General features: G+C 59.5%; 16 protein-coding genes. 4 read left to right on the top strand and 12 right to left on the bottom strand.

Translation table 11 applies throughout. The features are described 5' to 3' along the window. Positions 1-4: 4 nt before the first annotated feature. On the bottom strand, positions 5-1618 hold the full coding sequence (locus tag Q674_RS30665) for an FAD-binding dehydrogenase (RefSeq protein WP_023008862.1): 1614 nt from the start codon (positions 1616-1618) through the stop codon (positions 5-7). A gap of 90 nt (positions 1619-1708) precedes the next feature. Here Q674_RS30665 and Q674_RS30660 point away from each other — a divergent pair, with 90 nt between their 5' ends. After that, positions 1709-2716, top strand: coding sequence for an AraC family transcriptional regulator (locus Q674_RS30660; RefSeq protein ID WP_031210119.1), 1008 nt, complete (start codon positions 1709-1711; stop codon positions 2714-2716). A 3-nt stretch (positions 2717-2719) separates the two neighbouring features. On the opposite strand, the gene Q674_RS30655 is transcribed toward Q674_RS30660, so the two are convergent. The 3 genes from Q674_RS30655 to Q674_RS30645 form a co-directional block, all read right to left on the bottom strand. Continuing rightward, on the bottom strand, positions 2720-4105 hold the full coding sequence (locus tag Q674_RS30655) for a PhoH family protein (RefSeq protein WP_011785804.1): 1386 nt from the start codon (positions 4103-4105) through the stop codon (positions 2720-2722). Between the two features lie 24 nt (positions 4106-4129). Continuing rightward, entirely contained in the window at positions 4130-4621 is a 492-nt protein-coding gene (locus tag Q674_RS30650) for an HPP family protein (RefSeq protein WP_014420722.1), read from the bottom strand. An 83-nt stretch (positions 4622-4704) separates the two neighbouring features. Continuing rightward, complete coding sequence (locus Q674_RS30645) at positions 4705-5430, bottom strand: START domain-containing protein (protein ID WP_011785802.1); 726 nt, start codon at positions 5428-5430, stop codon at positions 4705-4707. Positions 5431-5567: 137 nt separating this feature from the next. Here Q674_RS30645 and Q674_RS30640 point away from each other — a divergent pair, with 137 nt between their 5' ends. After that, a complete protein-coding gene (locus Q674_RS30640; protein WP_011785801.1) occupies positions 5568-6575 on the top strand; it encodes a DUF2804 domain-containing protein in 1008 nt (335 codons plus the stop codon). A 14-nt stretch (positions 6576-6589) separates the two neighbouring features. Here the strand turns inward: Q674_RS30640 and minE are convergent, their stop codons facing one another. The 5 genes from minE to Q674_RS30615 form a co-directional block, all read right to left on the bottom strand. Beyond that, positions 6590-6841, bottom strand: coding sequence for a cell division topological specificity factor MinE (minE, locus tag Q674_RS30635; RefSeq protein ID WP_011785800.1), 252 nt, complete (start codon positions 6839-6841; stop codon positions 6590-6592). Between the two features lie 3 nt (positions 6842-6844). Beyond that, on the bottom strand, positions 6845-7657 hold the full coding sequence (minD, locus tag Q674_RS30630; protein WP_011785799.1) for a septum site-determining protein MinD: 813 nt from the start codon (positions 7655-7657) through the stop codon (positions 6845-6847). Positions 7658-7722: 65 nt separating this feature from the next. After that, positions 7723-8472 carry a septum site-determining protein MinC gene (gene minC / locus Q674_RS30625; RefSeq protein WP_022991017.1) on the bottom strand — a complete coding sequence of 250 codons (750 nt, stop codon included), beginning with the start codon at positions 8470-8472 and terminating at the stop codon, positions 7723-7725. After that, positions 8469-8858, bottom strand: coding sequence for a HopJ type III effector protein (locus Q674_RS30620; RefSeq protein WP_011785797.1), 390 nt, complete (start codon positions 8856-8858; stop codon positions 8469-8471). Before Q674_RS30620 ends, minC begins: the two co-directional genes overlap by 4 nt. Next, the gene (locus Q674_RS30615; RefSeq protein WP_011785796.1) at positions 8858-9136 is read right to left on the bottom strand and encodes a DUF1244 domain-containing protein; all 279 of its coding nucleotides are present in this window, start codon (positions 9134-9136) and stop codon (positions 8858-8860) included. Before Q674_RS30615 ends, Q674_RS30620 begins: the two co-directional genes overlap by 1 nt. 112 nt (positions 9137-9248) lie before the next feature. Between Q674_RS30615 and dinB the strand changes: the two genes are divergently transcribed. Then, a complete protein-coding gene (gene dinB, locus Q674_RS30610) occupies positions 9249-10310 on the top strand; it encodes a DNA polymerase IV (RefSeq protein WP_023008860.1) in 1062 nt (353 codons plus the stop codon). Between the two features lie 161 nt (positions 10311-10471). Further along, positions 10472-11881: a pectin acetylesterase-family hydrolase gene (locus tag Q674_RS30605; protein WP_022991020.1), complete on the top strand. Its 1410-nt coding sequence runs from the start codon at positions 10472-10474 to the stop codon at positions 11879-11881. Here the strand turns inward: Q674_RS30605 and Q674_RS30600 are convergent. From Q674_RS30600 to Q674_RS30590, 3 genes are all read right to left on the bottom strand, one after another. Then, a complete protein-coding gene (locus Q674_RS30600; protein ID WP_023008859.1) occupies positions 11869-12531 on the bottom strand; it encodes a hypothetical protein in 663 nt (220 codons plus the stop codon). The genes Q674_RS30605 and Q674_RS30600 overlap by 13 nt on opposite strands. Before the next feature lie 66 nt (positions 12532-12597). Next, positions 12598-13146, bottom strand: a complete 549-nt coding sequence (locus tag Q674_RS30595) for a phosphatase PAP2 family protein (RefSeq protein WP_031210116.1) — start codon at positions 13144-13146, stop codon at positions 12598-12600. Continuing rightward, positions 13112-14359 (bottom strand): glycosyltransferase family 4 protein, encoded by a 1248-nt coding sequence (locus Q674_RS30590; RefSeq protein WP_081432101.1) that lies wholly within the window; start codon positions 14357-14359, stop codon positions 13112-13114. The genes Q674_RS30595 and Q674_RS30590 overlap by 35 nt, the downstream gene beginning before the upstream one ends. Positions 14360-14383: the final 24 nt, after the last annotated feature.

The following is a 14383-nucleotide window of genomic DNA, read 5'->3' as shown; positions in this document are numbered from 1 at the left end:
GGTGTCAGCCTCCGTTGGTGATGGAACGGGCGGCCGCCCGGGCCGTCAGTATGCAACCGGGCAGGAAGGTGCCTTCCAGTGACCGTTTGCCGTTGCTTCCTCCACCACCAAAACCGGCCGCTTCGCCCACGCAGTAAAGGCCTCGGATGGGCTGGCCGCTGGCATCCAGCACCCGGCTTTGCAGGTCGGTGCGTAGGCCGCCCAGGCTCTTGCGGGTGGTCAGTTGCATGTGAATGGCGATGAAGGGGCCGGCCCCTGGTTTTTGCAGTGGCGCCGGTTTGCAGGTACGCAGCCGGTCCGGGCCCCATTGGCGGGCGTGGCGTATCATGCGTATTTGGGCATCGTTGTTCAGTTGATCGCCCTTTCTGAAATTGGCATCGAAAGCATCGGCAGTGGCCTGCAGGGTGGCGGCGTCAATGTCCAGAGAGCAGGTCAGGGCGTTCATTTTCTTCGCCAGCCCTTCCAGGGTGTCATCCACCAGGAAGTGACGGCTTTCGTTCTGCATCTGATTCACCAGCGGTTTGTTGCCCAGCAGCAGTTCTTTCAGGAACAGCGGGAATTGTTTGTCCCGGATGCGGGCGTTGTGTTCAGCGCCGGAGATGGCAAATTCTTTCAGAGCGATGCGCCGGTTCAGCAGGTGCCAGGTCCAGGGCTTTTCCTGCTCGGCTACCCGTTGGCACAGCCAGTGAGTATCAAAGCCGGTCACCAGGGGTTCCGGCCCGATACGTTCGCCCCGGTGGTTCAACCAGAGTGCGGATTTACACGGTATCGTAGACAGGCCGTGGCCCGGGAAATGCGGATAGGGGTGGGGAAAGCCCGCGGCATAGTTCCACATTTCGCCGGCGTGAGTGATGCGTGCGCCCAGGTGGTCTTTGGCCCAGTGATGCAGTTTGCCATCGGCAAACGGGTGGGCACCGTTAAGCATGGTGGCCGGTTGCGGCCGATGTCTGGGCCAGTTGGCCCGGCACTCGGCGTGGCTGCCGTTGATACCGCCCATAGCCAGCACCACATTCGCAGCCTCAAATCGCACTTCTTCGCCGGTTTCCTCGTTGATGGCAACGGCGCCACAGACCTCACCGGCCTGATGGTCGAGTGCGGTAATTCGGTGCCGGTGATGAATGGCCAGTCTGCCACCGGTACTGGCTTCGTGCAGGGCATTGACCATGCAGCGCACCAGTTCCCGGGAGGTGCCCCAGGTGATGTGGTAGCGGGGCACGCTGTTGCCATCGCCAAAACGGCCTCGCTCCACCCAGTTCACCGCCGGCATGAATTTGATGCCCTCGTTGGCGAGCCAGTCGTGCACCTCGGTACGGGAATGCTCAACGTAGTAGCGGGCCCATTGCATGGGCCACTCATCGTTCGGGTCCAGTTCGCCGAAACGCAGCCAGTCGTTCAGCGCCAGTTCCGGCGAATCGGCGATTCTCATGCGCCGCTGCAGCGGCGTGTCAATCAGCATCATGCCGCCGAAGGCCCACAGCGCCAGACCTCCGAAGCGTTCGGGGCTGTCACGATCAACAATGGTTACGGACTTGCCCGCCCGCAGCGCTTCCAGGGCGGTGACAATGCCCGCCAGGCCGCCGCCGGCAATCAAAAGGTCTGAGCTAACAGGTTTCACCATGATGCGTTTCCGGATTGTATTTTTGGTTTTGTTGTTACAGACCATATAACGCTATGATCGGTTCTGAATTGACTTCAGAGGCCATAATAATTGACGTTAGAAGCCACCGTATCCATGGGCTGGGTCAATACCGTGATCGATGCCGCGAGGAATCTGGGCGTTCCGGAGAACCTGTTGCTGGAAACCGCTGGTCTGCCGGCCGGGGCCCTGTCTCTCGAACGATGGCCCATCGACTTCATTACCCGTCTCTGGCACGCCGCGGAGCAGTGCACGCGGGATCCCGGGTTTGGTCTGAAAGTTGGCGCCGGGGTGCGGCCGGCCAGTATTGATGCGGTCAGTTTCGCCATGCAGAGCGCCGCCACGCTGCGCGAAGCCATCACCCTGGTCCAGAAATACCAGCGGCTGATCTCTGATGGCGGTCGCTTCCAGATGATACCGGGTAGCAGGGGCACCTGGATTGTCTACCACCCCCGGCAGGGGCGTCTGGCGTTCAGTCCGCATCAGATTGAAGCGGTGCTGTCGGCCGTGGTCAGCCTGACCGACTGGATTGCCGGTTCTGCGGTTGGGCCTGTGCGAGTGCAATTCAGTCAGGCCCGTCTGGGGCCGCTGTCAGGGTACCGGGAGGTGTTTGGTTGCCCGGTGGAGTTCGAGCAGGCGTTCAGTGGTTTGCTGGTGGGTAATGAGGTGCTGGACAGGCCTTTGCCACAGGCAGATCCGGCCCTTGCCCGTGTACATGAACAGTACAATGCAGGACGGCTGGCGGCGCTGGAAAAGGGCGCTGTGTCGGCAGAGGATCTTCGACAATGGCTGGTCGCCCGGATGGGGCCAAACCTTCCACGACGGGCAGAAGCGGCCAGGATGTTGGGGCTCAGCGAACGTACGTTGGCCCGTCGGCTGGAGGCACAGGGCTATACGTTCAACAGCTTGTTGGACGAGGTGCGCCGGGAGCTCGCCCTGGCGGCGGTGCGGGAATCGGGGTTGTCCCTGGCAGAGATCGCTTTATCGCTCGGATTTGCAGAGGCCAGTACCTTTTACCGGGCATTCCATCGCTGGACGGGCATGCCCCCGGCTCGCTGGCGCAAACAGGGGGCGCACTGAAATCTACAGATTGGCTTCGGCAAACTCTGCCAGTACCGAACGGGGCACGCCTTGCAGATGGATGTGACCGCCGTGGCGGAAGCCCTTGAAGCGCTCAGTCATGTAGGTCAGGCCGGAACTCAGGGGGCTCAGATAGGGGGTGTCTATCTGCGCCAGGTTGCCCAGGCAGATCACCTTGGAGCCGTTACCGGCCCGGGTGATGATGGTCTTGATCTGGTGCGGGGTCAGGTTCTGCGATTCATCGATGATGATGAGGCTGTGCTGGAAGCTGCGGCCCCGGATGTAGTTCATGGATTTGAAGTGCAGAGGCACTTTGCTGAGGATGTAGTCGACGCTGGCGGTCATGTTCTCATCGTCTTCGTGCAAAGCTTCCAGGTTGTCCACGATCGCACCCAGCCAGGGTTCCATTTTCTCGGCTTCGGTACCGGGCAGGAAACCGATATCCTCATCCAGGCCCTGGGTAGAGCGGGTCGCGATGATGCGTTTGTAGAGTTTGCTGGCCACGGTCATTTCAATACAAGCGGCCAGGGCCAGAATGGTTTTACCGGAACCCGCCGAGCCGGTCAGGTTCACCAGGTGGATGTCGGGGTCCAGTAACAGGTTCAGGGCCATGGCCTGATAGATATCCCTGGGCACCAGGCCCCAGACTTCTTCATTCATCAGGTCATGCTGGTGCAGATCCTTGAGCACCAGTTGGTCCTCGGAGATATCAACTACCTTGCCGATGAAGCCCTGCTCGTCAATCACGAACTCGTTGATGTTCAGTTTCGCCAGTTCCCCTTCGCGTTTGAGCAGGTGTTCCGTCACTCCCTCCCGCTGGATGGTTTCCACCTTGGCGATACCGTCCCAGAACGAGTTCGGGAACTCCTTGTAGCCCTTGGGCAGCAGGTCAATGTCGTCAAGTAGCTGGTCGTTGTGGTAGTCCTGGGCTTCGACACCAAAGCCGCGGGCCTTTAACCGCATGTTGATGTCTTTACTGACCAGGATGATATCCCGTGACTTGTGGCGTGCCTGCAGGGCGGCGAGGGTGTTGATGATCTTGTTGTCGTTCAGGTGCTCCGGCAGGGAATGATTGCCGGCACCTTCGGTGCTCATGATGATTGAGAGGGTGCCCAGTGGGTCCGCTTTCTTGCCGCGCAGAATCGGCACGCCTTTCTCGATGTCCTTGGGGCTGGCATCACCCAGCAGTTTGTCGATGTTACGAATGGCCTGGCGGCAGTCGGCAGCAACCGTCTGTTTGCCGGATTTCAGGCTGTCGAGCTCTTCGAGGACAGTCATCGGAATGATGACATCATGTTCTTCAAAGTTCAGGAGGGCATTCGGGTCGTGAATCAGGACGTTGGTGTCGAGGACATACATTTTCCGGCGAGCTTGCGGTGCTCTTGGCATAGGGGGCGCTACCTCTCTGGTGGCTCAGTCGGTCTCGGCGCAGCGTTGCGTCAGGTCTCTGTCGGAGATCAGTTTCAGCATGTCATAAGTGGTTATGATACCGGTGATTTTTGAATCCCGGGTGACAAAGATCCGGTGCAGGTGCTCTCGCATCATGATATTGGCAATGTCTCGCACTGGCGTGTCTTCGTCAACCGACAAAACAATGGGCGTCATGATGTCCCGGACTTCAACCGGAACCTTGCCCATCTCTTCGAAGATGACCATACGCAGACGCCGGGCCTCTTCCTGCTCCTCTTCGGTCAGCCTGGGCTGATCGCCGGAACGGGAGGCATTCCAACGGAATTCGGTAATGTCCTTGAGGGTGGCTATGCCGATGATGTCGCCGTTGTCGTCGGTAACCGGGCTGCCGGTGATTTCGTTGTCGGTGAGGAACCTGGCGAGGCGATCCATAGTCCAGTTGTGGGGGACGGCCTTGATGGTCGGGGTCATGATCTCATGGGCGAGAACACTCATGTGCGGGCATCTTCCGTTTGCTGTGCTTTTGATGAAGCTTAGCCGTTCCGTGGCCTGCCGTCACCCCTGCATTGTGGGTCGGGTTAACGGGCTTCCGGGCTTACGCCCTGCAATGTGCCGTCTTCGCCCCATTGCAACTGGTAACCCTGATAGCGATCCTGTTTGGCGACGGCTTCCAGTGCGAGGATGGATTTGACCGGTATATCGACAATCAGGCTATTGACCAGCCACCCGGGCAATGCGCCGTTGGGTTCGGTGTGCTGCACCCAGACCATTCGGGTTCGGTCGCCCTCCGGGGTAAACCGGTAGAGTGTGTCGGAGCGGTCCACCCGCACGCGACTGTTGAACTCGGCCCGCATGTTGGGAGTGGCGTTGAGGTCCATGATAATCTCGCCGGTGGACGCGTCGCCGCGGGTACGGATGCGCAGTACATAATCCCGGTCGGCTACCGGCCACGGCATATCGTTGACCGAATAGGCATAGCGATCGTGGAAGTCCCCCTGGCCAAAGGCATGGGATTCGGTGCAGTTGTGTACCCATTCCTCACAGGATTCCGGATTGACCATGACGGCCATCAGGTTCTCGATAGGAACGTCCAGTTCCGCTACTGCCTTGAAAGCCTCGAACCCCGAGCCTTCCCGCGCCATGGTGTATATCCGCACATTGTCCACTTCCTTGCGCAGTGACCAGGCCTCGGCATCTTCCGATGGCAACGGGCCGGTTTCACTGGCGGACACAGACAAGGTCATCAACAGGCCCATAATGCCGGAAATCAGGCGGCTAACGCCGTGGGCTCTGGTTGTGGTCATAGGCTAAACTTCCGTTGTAAGAGTGAGCCGAGTCTACCACGGGGCGCAATGGCCCCCGCCTGTGAATGCGGGGGTTTGTGAACCAGGTAGCTTAGTTACACAACGCACACCACGATTGGCCTGATCTGACGAACATTATGACAACACAGAAACTGGTAGATGCCCGCGGACGAATAACGCCAGGGCTGATGGAGCATCCTGTCGACACCATCAACTATCTCGACTACGACCTGCGCACGGTGATGGACAAGCCTCGGACCCGCCTGGCCAGACACTGGCGTTTCAATCAGTTCCAGTTTGTCAGTGCGATGGCACCGGGCTGGGTGTTTGGCCTGGCTATTGTGGATCTGAACCTGGTGGGTAATGGCTTTTTCTATCTGTTCGATTTCGAGAGCGGACAGATGTTCGAGCATTCGTTTTTGCAGCCTCTGGCCAGGAACACGAACATAGAGCCCTATCCTGAACGCGGTCACGCCCGGTTCCGCAAAGGCGACTTGAGCATGGCCATTGAACCGGCCACCGGCGGTCGGAATGTGAGAGTGAGCGGACCCGGTAATATCCGGGTGGATCTTGAGTTGCGGGACACCGAACAACCCTTGCGGCTGGTGTCGCCGGCCGGATACAACGGCTGGGTGTTCACCCGGAAATCGGCCGGGCTGACGGTGGACGGTGAAGTGCGCCTGGGCGATGTGGTCTGGCGTTGCGATGAGTCTACCCGTGGGTCCATCGACTGGAGCTGCGGCTTCATGCGCCGGGAGACTGCCTGGAACTGGGCCAGTCTGGCTGGGGTTGCCGACAATGGTGTTTCAGTGGGGCTGAACCTGGCCGCTGGTGTGAACGAGACCGGGATGACCGAGAACGCGCTGTGGCTCGACGGACGTCGCATTCTGCTGGGGCCGGCCCGATTCGAGTTTGATCGCTATCAGCCCGGGGCAGACTGGCGGGTCACCACCGACGATGGCCGCGTTGACCTCCGTTTCGTGCCCGCTGGCGCGCGCCGGGAAAAGCTCAACGCCTGGGTTATTGCCTCCAATTTCCGTCAGTTTGTGGGCACTTTTCAGGGTACGGTTGCGGATGAAAGCGGCAAAAAAATCCCCGTAAACGGGTTACGGGGATTGATGGAAGATCACTTTGCCCGGTGGTAAACCGGGCATAGCCATCACTTTTCGGGCAGGGTGACGTTCAATTCCAGCACGGAGCAGTGGTCATTGCGATCCACCTCCACCTGTACCATGTCGTCGCTGATCTGAACGTACTTGCGGATCACCTGCAACAGCTCCTGCTGCAGCTGGGGCAGGTAGTCCGGCTGTTCACGCTGGCCCCGCTCATGGGCCACGATAATCTGCAGTCGCTCCTTGGCGACACTGGCCGTACTGTTTTTCTTGCTTCTGAAGTAATCGAAAAAACTCATCCCTTAGCCCCCTTTGAACATCCGTGAGAAGAAGCCTTTTTTCTGGGACGTCATGAAACGGTGTTCCCGTTCCTCGCCCAGCAGCCTCGCAACGGCATCTTCATAGGCCTGGCCGGCATCGCTTTGCTCCTCCAGAATGACCGGCAGGCCCTGGTTGGAGGCATTCAGTACGATCTGGCTCTCGGGAATTACGCCCAGCAGGGGAATGGCCAGGATTTCCTCAACATCCTGTACCGACAGCATCTCGCCTTTTTCTACCCGGTCCGGGTTGTAGCGGGTCAATAGCAGGTGTTCCTTGACTGGGTCCTGCCCCATTTCCGCTCGCCGGGATTTGCTCTGCAGTATGCCCAGGATGCGGTCTGAATCCCGTACCGATGAGACTTCCGGGTTGGTTACGACAATCGCCTCGTCGGCATAGTAGAGCGCCATCAGGGCGCCATGTTCGATGCCGGCCGGGGAGTCGCACACGATGTAGTCGAAGGTTTCGGACAGTTCGTTGATGACCTTCTCCACACCATCTTTGGTGAGAGCTTCCTTCTCGCGGGTCTGGGAGGCAGGCAGGATGTAGAGCGTTTCTACCCGCTTGTCCTTGATCAGGGCCTGGTTGAGAGTCGCTTCGCCCTGAATGACGTTAACGAAGTCGTACACCACCCGGCGTTCGCAGTTCATGATCAGGTCCAGGTTGCGCAGACCCACGTCGAAATCAATCACGACGGTCTTGTGGCCACGCTTTGCCAGACCAGTGCTGATGGAGGCGCTGGTGGTGGTTTTGCCCACGCCGCCTTTTCCTGAGGTAACGACAATGATTCTAGCCAAGGTTCAGTTCCTGTTTCTCGGTGGATTCGTCATGGTTTCAACTGTTGTTATCGGTTGTCACAACATCAGGCCTTGTCCAGTGGCGTCACCACCAGCACATCGTCCCTGAGCTGGATCTGCACAGCGCTTTTCCAGCCAATGTCCTGAAGATCTTCGGAGATTTTATAGTGTCCGGCGATGGACACAAGCTCCGCCTCAAGTGACTGGCAGAACACCCGGGCAGACTCGGCACCGTGAATGCCGGCCAGCGCCCGTCCGCGTAACGGGCCGTAAACATGAATATTGCCGGCAGCCAGAACTTCGGCTCCGGCCTGCACCGGCGCAAGGATGATCAGATCGCCTTCCGGCGCGTATACCTGCTGGCCCGATCGAACCGGCTGATTGACGATTTTCGCCGGTGCGGGTTCGTTTGCAGGCTCCGGTGCGGTTGCCGTTTCCGGTTCTGCTTCTGCCGGGGCTTCCGGCGCCGGCCTTTCTTTCAGGCTGCCGCCGGGCAGCAATGCCAGGGAGGCTCCCCGGGCAAGCCGGCGCTGATCGTCGTTGGCGGCACGTACGCCAATCACATGGATGTTGTGGCGGCGGCAGGTCCCGATCATCTTGAAAAAATCGAGTTCGCTGTCCAGGCCTTCATATTTCTCCAGGCTGATAATCAGCGGAATGTCTTTGAAGAAGCCCGGCGCCTGGCTGATCTTGTCCCGAAGATTGGCTTCAAATTCGTCGTTGTCGAAGTAGTAAAGCTCAAGGGCGGTCAGGGAAACACTGGCACTCTTCAGTTGAAAGCTCTGTTTTGTGTCGGTGGCTGCGGAATCGCTCATGGATGGACCTGTTCTCCGGTGTCTGAGGCATGGGCATCTCCGAGGGCGCGCAGCGGAGGGGCATCGAAACGGATGCCGGACCAGCCCGTGCTGATAAACTGGCGAATGTTACCATGGCTGTCCCCGGCAGGGTCGCCGAGCACCTGCTCGTAGTGTTGGGCGAACAGGCGCAGGGTGTCGGTCTCGCTCAGATTACAGTACTGACCCAGGCCGAAGACCCGGCAGGAGCCAGCGTTTTCGCCAGTCTCGTTGCGAAGCGGGCCGTTGCTGAAACCGGTGGGCCGAAATTCGAAATACTGATTGATCAGTTTCAGGGTGTCGTCGAAATCGGCATGACCGGCCTGCACTGAGGCCAGGTGGATACGAACCGCTTCATTAACATTCATTATTTGTGATCCTGCTTGGGGCCGGTCTGGTAGTTGGCTTTCCATTCTTCGTACGGCATGCCGTAGATTTCTTCCCGGGCGTCCGGATCTGAAATGTCGAACCCCCGCTCTCCCGCTTCGGCCCGATACCATTTGGACAGGCAGTTGCGACAGAAACCCGCCAGATTCATCAGGTCGATGTTCTGGACGTCGTTGTTTTCACGCAGGTGCTGCACCAGGCGCCGGAAGGCGGCGGCTTCGATTTCGGTGCGTTCAGACTCGGGAATCGGGTTGCTCATGGGGCCTCGCTGTTGCTTGCCGGGACTATCGGGATTTCCTGACATTCTCGGCATGTTACCGTAAGATACAAGGCTGTATAAACGTACAGATAGTTAACGTGAGCCCGCCCCTATGGCCCAGCGCAAGATCATTCATGTGGACTGCGACTGCTTCTATGCCGCCGTCGAGATGCGTGACGACCCAAGCTTGCGGGATGTTCCGCTGGCGGTGGGTGGCGAGGGCGGCCGTGGTGTGGTGACCACCTGCAACTACCGGGCCCGGGCTTTTGGCGTGCGTTCGGCCATGCCCGGCAGCGAAGCCCGGCGGTTGTGCCCCGGCCTGGTCACGGTACCGCCGGACATGGGCCGTTACCGGGCAGTTTCCCAGCAGGTGATGGCGATACTGCGGGAGATGACCGATCTGGTTGAGCCCTTGTCCCTGGATGAGGCGTTTCTGGATGTGACCGATGTTGACGCGTTCAAGGGCAGTGCCACCTTGATGGCGCGGCACCTGCGGGAGCGGGTGAGCAGGGAAGTCGGCATTACCATTTCCGCCGGCGTGGCCCCCAACAAGTTCCTTGCCAAAATTGCCAGTGACTGGCGCAAGCCCGATGGTCTGTTTGTGATTACGCCGCCGGAGGTGGCCGACTTTGTAAGCGAGCTGCCGGTGGAAAAGCTCTTCGGTGTAGGGCAGGTGACCGCGGCCCGGCTGCACGCCCTGGGTGTGAAAACCTGTGGCGATATGCAGGCGCTGGGTGCCGACGTGTTGATCGAGAAGTTTGGCAAACAGGGCTATCGTTTGTTTGAAATGGCCCATGGCCGGGACAATCGCCCCGTTGTGGTGTCGCGGGTGGCCAAGTCGGTGAGCGTCGAGCGTACCTTTTCCCAGGACCTCCCTGACCGGAGCGCCTGCGATACCGTGATGCCGGCCCTGGTGGCCGACCTCAATCTTCGCCTCTCGCGCAAGGGGCTGCACAAGCCGATACACAAGCTGTTCGTGAAAATCCGCTACAGCGATTTTTCCACCCACACGCTGGAGCGGGTTCGGGAGTCCGTTACCGAGCCGGCCCTGGTGGATTTCCAGCCACTGCTCGAAGAGCTGATGCCCAAAGACCGCCCGGTTCGCCTGCTGGGAGTGGGTGTCCGGTTCCGCAATGACGATGCTCCGGTCACCCAGTTGCGCCTGTTTGACTGACTTCGGTCCCCGCGGGCATATCCGCCATTTTTTTAGGTTAAAACGGTATGGCTGCCGCTTTGACGTGACAGTGTGTCACCTCTAGCTTTTAGTTGACGCTATCCTGCTGTAAGCGTTGCGGGCCACGCCCGCCCCGAAACAACAATCGCAGGAGAACAAGAATGAACAAAGCTGGCTGTTGTGGCCCCTGGCGCTCCGGTGCGCTGGCGGGCTTGTTGTTATTGTTGCTGTCGGCTCCGGCATCGGCGGAGCTGGGGGATTATGGATTCTGGCGAACCCTGGGTAACCTGGCGTCGCCGCCCGGTGCCGATAATCCGGTGACATCGGATCAGCGCCAGGGTGCCTACCCTTTGTTGGCCAATCCCGATGGCTACGAGAATTTCTCGGCGGGGGCCTACTACCAGTGGCAGACCATCGCACTGGCGCCGGAAACCGGCGCTGTATGCGGTAACGGTTCGGAGTACAAGTTCTTCGTGAACCGGGTGCCGAACACTTCCAATACCGTGGTTTATTTTGAAGGTGGCGGTGCCTGCTGGGATTACGAGAGTTGCAGTGGCCAGACCGGGATCCGGGGGGCTCGTAATCCCGATGGTATCCCGGATGATTACATGTCTCTGTTGAATCCCGGCGCCAGCCTGGTGAGCCCGTTTGTGGTTCGTCTGCATCCCTGGACCCGGGTAAAAACCCAGAACTGGAACATGGTCTACGTGCCCTACTGTACGGGGGATATCTATTCCGGTGACCGGGTGGCGGTGTATGAAGATCCTGAAGGCGAGGCGGAACCTCTGATCTGGCATCACAACGGCCTGAGGAATACCCGGGCGGTGATCAGCTGGCTCAAGGACAACCTGCAACGCCCCGGGCAGATGCTGGCGACCGGTTGCAGTGCTGGTGGCATTGGTGGCTTGACCAACTATCACCCAACCCGGCGGGACATGGCGCCAACTCGCAGTTTCCTGATCAACGATTCAGGCCCTGCCTTCAGTGCGCCGGTTGGCGCCGACCCTCAGCAGTATCCTTCGGTGCTGCTACAGAGCTTCATCAGGCAATCCTGGGGGCTGGACCAGCCGGGCGGCCCGCTGGCTTACCTGAAGTCCGGTTTACCGGCACTGAACCTGAATGACCTCGGCAGCCTGTATCCTGCGCTGGCGACGGCGCTGCCACAGGACCGTATGGGGCATACGCATTTCTGGCGGGACCTGAACTACTCCTCCTATTCCTATGAGCGCTTCTTCCCGGAGATCGAGAATGCGCCGGATCAGGCCACCAAGGAGGCTTTGCTGCATCAGAAGTGGGCCGTGGATACCGAACGGTTGACGCAGACGCTGGCTGGGCTGGATAACTTCGGCTATTACCTGCCCATGTTTCGGGACGTGAATGAAAGTCACTGCACGTCCATTATCGAGTTCGCCAATTCGGATATTCAGGAGTTGGGCCTGGAACTGGGGGATTTCGTCAATAACGTGATGAATGGCAGCGGTGCGGTGATGCAGGCCTCGGAGACCGATACGGTGGCCGATTACAACAAACCGTTCAACCTGTTGTACTGGTCGCTGGATCAGTTGCTCTGATTATTGCCGGCGGACCGGCCCATGGCCTCTACCCGAGCTTCCTGAAGGCGCTCACGCAGGTATTGGTCCCGGGTCAGTCCGCCGGGAATATCATCCATGGCCATCACTTCTTCCACAATTGCCTTTTCCCGGGCCTTGTAGCGTTCGAAGTCCGGCCTGGGTTCATCCAGCCAGGCCTGCAGTCTGGCTCCGGATTCAGCCCGGTACCGGTCCATGAGTTGCTGTGCGGCGGCTTTTGCTGCCTCCTCATCCGGCTCCAGAATCTGGATCATCGCCAGTTGAATCAACGCGGCTTCCGGAGCACTCACCTGCGCAGATCCTTCGTATTCGTTCATACGCTCTTGCAGGGCATCGGCCTGGGCCCGGCGCTTCTGTTCGGGGAGAGATGGGGCGTTGGCAAAGAAATCGTGCAGGTCATCTTCAAATTCAAGCCGCTGGGCGTAAGCCTTGACCTTGGGGTTGTCCAGCAGTGCCTGTTGTTCAGGTGTCAGGGTATCGGAAGAGGGCGGGGGTGCCTCGTCCGGATCTGAAGCGGTATCCGGAGCGTTTCCGGCTGGTGGTAACTCGGGTGGCGGGGTATTGGTCGGCCACAGGAGCGCCAGCGCCAGAATAATTGCGGCCCCGGTGACCAGCAGGATCTTTGTGTTCATGACTCACTCCGGCAGGATTCTCCGGAATCAGTGTAGACCAGAATGCGGCAACTGCCTGGGTTGGGCTCAGCCGGCCAGCCACTGCATAGAGGCCCAGCCCATGGTGCCACCAATCAAGGCGCCGGCCAGGACATCGCTGGGGTAGTGGAGCCCGAGAATGACCCGGGATGCCGCCACTGACAAGGTGAATGGAAGCACACACCAGGCCAGGGCCGGGAGCGCAACGAACAGCATGGCCTGAAAACACACCGCGTGCAGGGTGTGGCCGGAGGGAAAGCTGTACCGGTCCAGTGGCGGCGTTGCACAGTTAATAACCGGAAACGAAATAAAAGGCCGCTCGCGGATCAGCCAGCGTTTGAGGGCCTTGTAGGTCAGCGTGCAGGTGAGCCCGGTAAGCGCCATTTGAAGTGCCAGGGCCGGGCCAGAGTCCCCGGCGTAGAAAGGCGGTAAGAGAATCAGCGCGTACCAGAACCAACCGTCGCCAAGTCGGCTGACGACTCGGAAATACCCCAGAATCGGCCGGAACCGTACGCTGCGATTAATGGCCTGGCAGACCGCGAATTCTCGCTGGTCTGCCAACTCAAAGAAGCGAGATGCCTTGCTTGTTAATGCCATGGTATCGGGCCTGTGCAGTTTGGTTTAAAACCAGCTGTTCAAACTGGTCGATCTGGCTGCTCCAATTCAATTCAAGAGCGTCCAGGCGAGCCTGGGCGCGGACTCGGTTCAACAGTGAGGGCTGGTCGGCTAGTCTCAGGGCGTGATTGACGAAGGCTTCGTCGTCTGTCAGTTCAGCCTTCATGCCGTTTTCGTCATGTCGGATATGTTCTGCGGCTGCAGCATCGTCGAAGGCGACGATGCCCAGTCCGCTGGCCATGGCTTCCAGCACCACGTTGCCGAAGGTGTCGGTTTTACTGGGAAACAGGAACAGGTCACCGGAGGCATAGTGCCGGGCCAGATCTTCGCCCCGTCGTGTGCCACAGAATATGTAGTCCGGGTGCCGGTCTTCCAGGGAGCGGCGCATGGGGCCATCCCCTACCAGCACGAAGCGGGCATTAGGATGCAGGCCGCGGATACGCTCGAAGCAGGCAACAGCCATGCGCAGGTTTTTTTCCGCAGCCAGGCGCCCGACATAGAGTACGGCACGTTCGTTGTCGTGCAGCCCCCATTGCCGACGCAGGGATTGGTCGCGTTTGTGGGGGGTGAAGCGCTGGCAATCCACGCCCCGGCTCCAGAGGCCGGTGCAGGTGATCCCCATGTCCCGGGTCACCCGCTGCATGCGACCGGTAGGCACCAGGGTGATGGCTGTTCTGTTATGGAACCAGCGACCGTAGGCACACAGTAACCGTTCGAGCAGGCCCGCTCCGTAATAGCGAGAATACTGATGGAAGTTTGTATGGAACCCGGAACTGACAGGCAGGGCGAGGCTGCGAGCCGCGTTCACGGCCGCCACGCCGAGTGGCCCCTGGGTTGCCACATAGATGCCGTCGGGCCGCTGTTTCTGCCAGAGCTTTTTCAGGCTCGAGGGGCGGGCGGTACCGAAGCGCAGATCTGCGTAGCCGGGAAGAGGCAAGCCATTAACCACCAGTTCGGTGGAAAACAACCCGCTCCCGGTACTCTCAAACAGTCCTTTCTGTTCGTGGGGCTGCCGGGGGCGCACCACGGTTACATGGTGGCCCCGTTGCATCAGCCCCTGACACAGGTGCCGCATGGTGTTGGCAACACCATTGATTTCCGGCGGAAACGTCTCGGAAACAATGGTAATGTGTTGCGGTCGCCGTTCGGTCAACTGGGCTTCGGTCACGGGGGTTCCTGAAGGTTCTGCTGTCATGCCTTTACTATGGAAAGACGCCAT

It is taken from the genome of Marinobacter sp. EVN1, assembly GCF_000475375.1.
Classification (GTDB): domain Bacteria; phylum Pseudomonadota; class Gammaproteobacteria; order Pseudomonadales; family Oleiphilaceae; genus Marinobacter; species Marinobacter nauticus.
Note: the sequence above shows the minus strand (reverse complement) of the source record. Positions and strands in the feature narration are given on the sequence as shown.